Source organism: Marinobacter sp. (assembly GCF_033722195.1).
Classification (GTDB): Bacteria; Pseudomonadota; Gammaproteobacteria; order Pseudomonadales; family Oleiphilaceae; genus Marinobacter.
Genome location: NZ_JAWVZL010000129.1, coordinates 1 through 7,054, shown reverse-complemented (window position 1 = coordinate 7,054; position 7,054 = coordinate 1). Strand labels below are relative to the sequence as shown.

Annotated in this window: 7 protein-coding genes and 1 pseudogene; 1 reads left to right on the top strand and 7 read right to left on the bottom strand. The window is 63.8% G+C overall.

Features of this window, described 5'->3' with window-relative positions:
* Together R3280_RS15290 and R3280_RS15285 are read right to left on the bottom strand one after the other, a co-directional pair.
* Positions 1 to 747, bottom strand: a 747-nt coding sequence (locus tag R3280_RS15290) for a DUF6502 family protein (RefSeq protein WP_318999476.1), incomplete at its 3' end; no start/stop codon positions are given.
* A gap of 79 nt (positions 748 to 826) precedes the next feature.
* Positions 827 to 2,299 carry a DUF5666 domain-containing protein gene (locus R3280_RS15285; protein ID WP_318999475.1) on the bottom strand — a complete coding sequence of 491 codons (1,473 nt, stop codon included), beginning with the start codon at positions 2,297 to 2,299 and terminating at the stop codon, positions 827 to 829.
* Between the two features lie 202 nt (positions 2,300 to 2,501).
* Between R3280_RS15285 and R3280_RS15280 the strand changes: the two genes are divergently transcribed.
* A complete protein-coding gene (locus tag R3280_RS15280) occupies positions 2,502 to 2,672 on the top strand; it encodes a DUF6435 family protein (RefSeq protein ID WP_318999474.1) in 171 nt (56 codons plus the stop codon).
* Between the two features lie 139 nt (positions 2,673 to 2,811).
* Here R3280_RS15280 and R3280_RS15275 read toward each other — a convergent pair whose 3' ends face one another.
* From R3280_RS15275 to R3280_RS15255, 5 genes and pseudogenes are all read right to left on the bottom strand, one after another.
* On the bottom strand, positions 2,812 to 3,153 hold the full coding sequence (locus R3280_RS15275; protein ID WP_318999473.1) for a chaperone modulator CbpM: 342 nt from the start codon (positions 3,151 to 3,153) through the stop codon (positions 2,812 to 2,814).
* Positions 3,154 to 3,168: 15 nt separating this feature from the next.
* Positions 3,169 to 4,134: a DnaJ C-terminal domain-containing protein gene (locus R3280_RS15270; RefSeq protein WP_318999472.1), complete on the bottom strand. Its 966-nt coding sequence runs from the start codon at positions 4,132 to 4,134 to the stop codon at positions 3,169 to 3,171.
* Positions 4,135 to 4,318: 184 nt separating this feature from the next.
* Complete coding sequence (gene fba, locus R3280_RS15265) at positions 4,319 to 5,383, bottom strand: class II fructose-bisphosphate aldolase (RefSeq protein ID WP_318999471.1); 1,065 nt, start codon at positions 5,381 to 5,383, stop codon at positions 4,319 to 4,321.
* 67 nt (positions 5,384 to 5,450) lie between these two features.
* Positions 5,451 to 6,611: a phosphoglycerate kinase gene (locus R3280_RS15260; RefSeq protein WP_318999470.1), complete on the bottom strand. Its 1,161-nt coding sequence runs from the start codon at positions 6,609 to 6,611 to the stop codon at positions 5,451 to 5,453.
* Between the two features lie 134 nt (positions 6,612 to 6,745).
* Positions 6,746 to 7,054, bottom strand: a pseudogene (locus R3280_RS15255) (erythrose-4-phosphate dehydrogenase); the annotation flags it as partial.

The window sequence follows — 7,054 nt, the reverse complement described above, 5'->3', positions numbered from 1 at the left end:
GCCGGCCACGTCCTGGTCGTAGGGCGCCAGCCACTCGTCCAGGGTCTCCAGCAGCCGCTGGGAATGCCGCGCCGCGTAACGACGCCACCGGCCCATCACCTCCGGCGGAATCTTGTCGTAGCTCAGGGTCCGCTGGTACAGGGGTGCCCGCTCGGGCCCCTGCACCAGGTTGTGATCGATGGTGGAAATCAGGTCTGAGACATCCTCGCCGAAGATATCCAGCATGGCGTTGTCGTCACCGCTGGGTGTATACGCGCGCTTGCGCAAAACGAGTTTGTCACCGGGTACCACCACACCCACACGCACCAGTTCATCCAGTACGGCACGGGGTGTCATGTCGCCGCTGTAGCGCTTGACCAGTTCGGAAAAGCTGTTGGGGCCATCGAATGCCAGCATGGCTGGAGCTCCTTCAGAGTCCTGGAATTCCCGGTCCTGGACCCAGCCTGACACCACACGGGCGGCACGGCTGGTGGCACTGGCAGGAACCGGTGCGTCACTCTGGCTGGCGGATTTCTCACGCAGGCGTTTGACCTCCTTTCGGGTCAGCCCGGTGAGAACGGCGGCACGGGAATCGGTGGCCTTGCGCTGGGGGTCGCTGAAATCCTCCAGCGCCGAGTCCACAAAGGCCTGCTTTACCAGCTCCGAAAATTCCCCGTAGCCGACGCCATTGCGCAGCATAAGCCTGGCCAGCGGACGCAGGATCCGTGACAGGGCGCGGTACAGGGGAGGAGTGCTGGAATTTTTCATGTTTGGGATTCTATTCCCATCATCCGCCTAAAACCAGCCGAAGCGCGGGGCCCGGCCCCGCGCGATTATCGGCACTGAGTCAGTCGTCGTCTTCCACCTCGAGTTCGGCGATGACGTAGTCGCCTCCGACGCTGAGGCTGTACTCCACTTCCACCTCGACGCCCACCGCCAGACCGGAGAAACCGGAGGCACCCACCAGCTCAAGGCCGAGTACGGTGACGCGGTCGCCGTCGATGGCGCTGATGCGGCCGTCCAGCTCGAAGTCGTCGGTACCGCCATTGTCGTCGCCGTCGTCATCGTCGTCGTCCCGCTCGATCTTCAGCGCCTCCAGATAGCCGCCGTCGCCGGAACGCTGGATGCCTTCTACCTCCAGGTAGTCCCCTAACTGCAGGTCGGCAAAGCGCAGGCGGTCGCCGTCGTCATCGTCGTCGTCCTCCAGCAGGGTGGCGCTGGTAACCACCACCCGCACACCGCCGACAGTGAGCTCCCCATCCACCCGGTTGATGGCGGAAACCGAGGCTTCCAGCTCAGCGTCCCCTTCCTCGGCCTCGATTTCCTCGGCCACCAGGACGCCGTTGCGGAACTCACCCTCCACCGAGACCAGTAAGCCCTGGACCAGGTCGGAGGCCTGGCTGAGGCCGTCCTCGAATTCGGTGCTGCTGTTCACCAGGATGCTGACGCCGTTGATGGCGAAGCGATCGGTGGCCGGGTCATAATTTGAGGAGATGGAGCCAGAGAGCTCTACATCGTCGCCGTCGTCGAAGCGGTCATCGTCGTCTTCATCGTCGATTTCCCGTGCCACGAGCACACCGCTCTCGAGGAAGCCCTCGACTTCCACCACCAGGCCATTGGCCAGGTCGTCGCGGTCCAGGTCGTCGTCGAAGCTGGCGCTGTCGTAGCGGACGCTGAGACCGTTGATGTCAAAGGTCTGGGCCTGGGTGTCCAGGTTGGCAATGGCGCCCTCCAGCTCAACTTCGTTGAAATCGTCAAAGTCATCGGCACCGGCCAGGCGGGCGCCCACGAAACTGGCACGGAAGCTGCCGTCGTCCAGCCGCCAGGCGCTGACCCGGACCTTGTAGGTTTCCGCGGGCTGGTCCCGCAGCTCGATGGGCGTGGCGCCCTTGAACACGGTGCGGCCATCGATGGCGATGGTCTGGCCCGCCACGGTCAGGCTGCCGGTACGCTCGACCTCATCCCAGCTGGCGGCGGTGAGGGTTCCGCGCAGGGTGTCGTCGTAATCCACACGGCTGGCCCGGCCCTCGTTATCATCGTCGTCCCACTCGCCACGAACGGTCAGGATCATGCCCTTTTCCAGCTGGTCCTCGCGGTCGATGCCGTCGTCACTCTGCAGGCTGGCGCTGTCGGTATCGAACCGCACACCGTTGACGTAGACGCTGCCAAAACCTGTCACCGGGCCGGTACTGGTGCCGCTGCTGGCGCTCACCGAACCGCCGCTTCCGGAAGCACCGCCGCCGCCACACGCAGCGAGGGTGCCCATGGCCGCACCGGCCAGAATGAACTTGATGGCAGAACTCAAACGCTTGTGTTTCATCGTCGTGCTCCTTGTCTTGGTTCTGATTCCGGCTGGCCGGTGATCTCCGGTCACGCCATTTTGGGATTATTTTCCCAATCTCGTTTTGGGAATATATTCCCATTTAGTGGAGCTGTCCAGCGTTGGCGAGCCCTGGTGAGATGAACTTTTTGTCAGCTGACACGTAAAGCACTGAACAATCGGACGGAACAGGTGGCAAACCATGTTGGGATTTTTGAAGGGCGACCCGAAGAAGAAACTGCAGAAGGAATACGAAAAGAAGCTGTCCGAGGCCATGCACGCCCAACGCAATGGCGATATCCGGACCTACTCCACCCTCACGGAGGAGGCCGAGGCCATCTACGCCAAGCTCCAGGCGCTGGGCAAGAAATAGACGGAAAACGGCGGGACACGAAGGGTCAGGCCGGGAAAGCAATCAGGAATGGAAGCGAACCGGCGGCGCCAGGGCCGCCGGCTACTCACCGGGCGGGGCCGGTGAGTAATTGGCAGAAGTGAACAAAAGCTTACAGAACCTACCACTCACCGGTGAGCTGGCGCAGCTGCTGGTTGAGCCGATCCACCTCCCGACGCAACTCCCGGATATCGTCCAGCAGCTCCAGTGACATGGCCAGCCCCGGCAGGTTGATCTTCAGGTCCCTCTGCAGGCGCTGGGCCCGGCGCAGGCGCGCCAGAGCCGCCAGATCGAAGTGCCACTGACGCACCTCCACCTCCCGCACCGGCGAGATGATGCCGTAATTGACCAGCTTGATAACAAACTCCGCGTGTACATCGCCCCGCTCGCACAGCTCCCGCAGGGTGAAGGTGGTACCCTGCTCTACTGCACCGGGGGCCTCGGGCTTGAATTCCTTGCTCATTTCGGACCCTCCAGATCAGGCGTTCATGTGACTGCGGGGATTGAACTCACGCTCTTCCTCCGCCAGCTGGCGATAGAGCTCCTCGGCCTTATCGCTGTGCCCCTTGGGCAGGGCCACCTGCAACACCACGATCTGGTCGCCGTCGGGTTTGCCGGGCAGACCCCTGCCCTTGAGCCTCAGCTTCTGGCCCGCGGCCGCGCCCTTGGGCACCTTGAGTTTGACCTTGCCCGCCAGGGTGGGCACCGTCACTGTGGCGCCGAGGGCCGCTTCCCAGGGGGCCACCGGCAGGGTCAGGATGATGTCGCGGCCGTCAACGGTGAACAGCGGATGGGGCGCCAGCTCCACCTCGATGAACAGGTCGCCGTTCTCGCCGCCGCCAATGCCCGGTGACCCCTGGCCCTTCAGCCGGATGTGCTGGCCTTCCCGCATGCCGGCGGGGATCTTGACGTTGAGGGTCTTGCGCCGACGCACCAGCCGGCCATGATCGTCCGGCTCGGTCACATCGAACTGCACCTGTTTCTCACAGCCGTTGTAGGCCTCCTCCAGGAACAGCGCCAGCCGGGCATGAACATCCTCGCCACGGCGGCGCATACCGGCGCCGCCAAAGCCGAAACCGGATGCGCCCCGGCCCCGGCCGCCACCGCCGAACATCTGCTCGAAGAAATCGCTGAAGCTCTCGGCATCGGCCTCGGTGTAGCCACCGCCGCCAAAGGGCGACCGGCTCTGCCAGCCGGGTGGCGGCTCGAAGGAGCCGTCACCACGGGCGCCGTACTGCCGCAGCTGATCGTACTCGGCGCGCTTGTCCGGGTCCTTGAGCACCTCGTAGGCCTCACCCACGTCCTTGAACTTGACCTCCGCCTCCGGCTCCTTGCTGACGTCCGGATGGTACTTGCGCGCCAGTTTGCGGTAAGCCTTCTTGATCTCCTCCGGGGTGGCCTTCTCGCTCACCCCCAGTACCTTGTAATAGTCCTTGAAGTCCATATTGACCTCGCACCTCCTGAACCGATTGGCCCTGGACACGGGCATATGCTCCCTATATTTGATTCAAGGGCCGGAATTGCAAGGTGGATCGGCGGGGTTCTTGACCGGCGACAAGTGCTTACTGCGCGGTCGTAAAAAAGCCCGCACATTGGCGGGCTCTCTCGGACTTAAGGCCTGACCGGTCTCAGTTAACCTTCGGATCCAGCTCGCCGCGCTCATAGCGCTCGAACATCTGCTCCAGGTTGATGGGCTTGATCTTGCTGGCGTTGCCGGCGGTGCCGAAGGCCTCGTAGCGGGCGATGCAGATCTCGGTCATGGCCTTGACCGACTCCTTCAGGTACTTCCTCGGGTCGAACTCGGCCGGGTTCTTGGCCAGGAAGCGGCGGATGGCACCGGTGCTGGCCAGGCGCAGGTCGGTGTCGATGTTGACCTTGCGCACGCCGTGCTTGATGCCCTCGACGATCTCCTCCACCGGCACCCCATAGGTCTCGGGGATCTGGCCGCCGTACTGGTTGATGATTTCCAGCCAGTCCTGGGGCACGGAGCTGGAGCCGTGCATCACCAGGTGGGTGTCCGGGATGCGCTTGTGGATGGCCTTGATCTGATTGATGGCCAGGATGTCGCCGGTGGGCGGACGGGTGAACTTGTAGGCGCCGTGGCTGGTGCCGATGGCGATGGCCAGGGCGTCAACGTGGGTCTTCTTGACGAAGTCGGCGGCCTCTTCCGGGTCGGTGAGCATCTGGCTGTGATCGAGGGTACCCTCGGCGCCGATGCCGTCTTCCTCACCGGCCTGGCCGGTTTCCAGGGAACCCAGGCAGCCCAGCTCGCCTTCCACCGAAACGCCGCAGGCATGGGCCATGTCCACGGTACGGCGGGTGACATCCACGTTGTACTCGTAGTCCATGGGGGTCTTACCGTCTTCACCCAGGGAGCCGTCCATCATCACCGAGCTGAAGCCCAGCTGGATGGAGCGCTGGCAGACCGCCGGGCTGGTGCCGTGGTCCTGGTGCATCACCACCGGGATGTGGGGAAACTCCTCCACGGCCGCCAGGATCAGGTGGCGCAGGAACGGCGCCCCGGCGTACTTACGGGCACCCGCGGATGCCTGCACGATGACGGGGGAATCGGTCCGGTCTGCGGCCTCCATGATCGCGCGCATCTGCTCGAGGTTGTTGACGTTGAACGCGGGCACGCCGTAGCCACGCTCAGCGGCGTGGTCGAGCAGTTGACGCATCGAAATAAGGGCCATGGGTTGTCTCCTCAATGGTTCAGATAAAACAGTCTTGCCGGGCGCCAGGCACCCGGCGGGTCAATCGCTAATCGCCCCTCTCCTCGAGGATGGCGACCGCCGGCAGTACCTTGCCTTCCACGAATTCCAGGAAGGCGCCACCACCGGTGGAAATGTAGGAAATGCTGTCTTCCACCCCGTACTTGTCCACCGCAGCCACGGTGTCGCCACCGCCGGCCAGGGAGTAGGCGTCGCTGGCGGCAATGGACTGGGCCAGGGTGCGGGTGCCGTTGCCGAACTGGTCGAACTCGAAGACCCCCACCGGACCGTTCCACAGGATGGTCTTGGAGGACTTCAGCAGGTCGGCGAACTGGCTGGCGGTCTCCGGGCCCACGTCGAGGATCATGTCGTTCTCGGCCACCTCGCCAATGGGCTTGACGGTGGCCTCGGCGCTCTCGGCAAACTCACTGGCCACCACCACATCCTTGGGCAGCGGAATGTTGACCTTGCCGGCGATTTCCTTGGCGGTGTTCACCAGGTCATGCTCGCAGAGGGACTTGCCCACCGGGTGGCCGGCCGCCGCCAGGAAGGTGTTGGCAATACCACCGCCGACGATCAGCTGGTCGCAGATGCGGGCCAGGGAATTGAGCACGTCCAGCTTGGTGGAGACCTTGGAGCCACCCACGATGGCCACCACCGGCCGGGCCGGGTTGTCCAGGGCCTTGGTCAGAGCTTCCAGTTCCGCCGCCAGCAGCGGGCCGGCACAGGCTTCCGGGGCGAACTTGGCCACCCCGTGGGTGGAGGCCTGGGCCCGATGGGCGGTGCCGAAGGCGTCCATCACGTAGACATCGCAAAGGGCGGCGTATTTCTTCGCCAGAGCTTCGTCGTCTTTCTTCTCGCCCTTGTTGAAGCGCACGTTCTCGAACAGCACCACTTCGCTGCCACCCAGCTCTACGCCGTCCAGGTAGTCCTTCACCAGCCGGACCTCACGGTCCAGCAGCTTGCTCAGGTGCTCGGCCACCGGCTTCAGAGAGGCGGCCTCGTCGTACTGGCCCTCCTCGGGACGGCCCAGGTGGGACATCAGCATGACCCGGGCGCCGGCGTCCAGGGCCGCCTTAATGGTGGGCAGCGAGGCGCGGATACGGGCGTCGCTGGTCACTTTGCCGTCCTTGACGGGTACGTTCAGGTCTTGCCGGATCAGCACGCGCTTGCCGTTCAGATCCAGGTCAGTCATTCGCTTGATGGCCATAGGATGTCGCTTCCTTAAAGTTGCAGGTTGAGAGATGAACCCCCGCTCCAATCGCATTCGCTCACCGCCTGTCTGGGCAGGCTTGGTGGACTCTCCAGAGTCTGCGGCCGTTACCTGGCCGCCGCTGTTATTCGTTATTCCGCCGCCCTAGTCAGCCAGCTTCGGCTCACATCCAGCATTCGGTTGGCAAAGCCCCATTCGTTGTCGAACCAGCACAGCACCTTTACCATGAACTCGCCGGTGACCCGGGTCTGGCCGCCGTCCACCACCGCCGACCGGGGGTCATGGTTGAAATCGCAGCTGGCCAGCAATTCGTCGGTGTAGCCCAGGATACCCTTGAGCGGGCCTTTGCTGGCCGCCTGCTTCAAGAGGGCATTGACGGCCGCCACCGAGGTGGCCTCCCGGACCTTTACCGTCATGTCGATGGCGGACACGTTCATGGT

Coding starts and splice junctions, on each gene's coding strand:
- R3280_RS15285 (WP_318999475.1), bottom strand. CDS start 2,299: ATGAAACACAAGCGTTTGAGTTCTGCCATCAAGTTCATTCTGGCCGGT.
- R3280_RS15280 (WP_318999474.1), top strand. CDS start 2,502: ATGTTGGGATTTTTGAAGGGCGACCCGAAGAAGAAACTGCAGAAGGAA.
- R3280_RS15275 (WP_318999473.1), bottom strand. CDS start 3,153: ATGAGCAAGGAATTCAAGCCCGAGGCCCCCGGTGCAGTAGAGCAGGGT.
- R3280_RS15270 (WP_318999472.1), bottom strand. CDS start 4,134: ATGGACTTCAAGGACTATTACAAGGTACTGGGGGTGAGCGAGAAGGCC.
- fba (WP_318999471.1), bottom strand. CDS start 5,383: ATGGCCCTTATTTCGATGCGTCAACTGCTCGACCACGCCGCTGAGCGT.
- R3280_RS15260 (WP_318999470.1), bottom strand. CDS start 6,611: ATGGCCATCAAGCGAATGACTGACCTGGATCTGAACGGCAAGCGCGTG.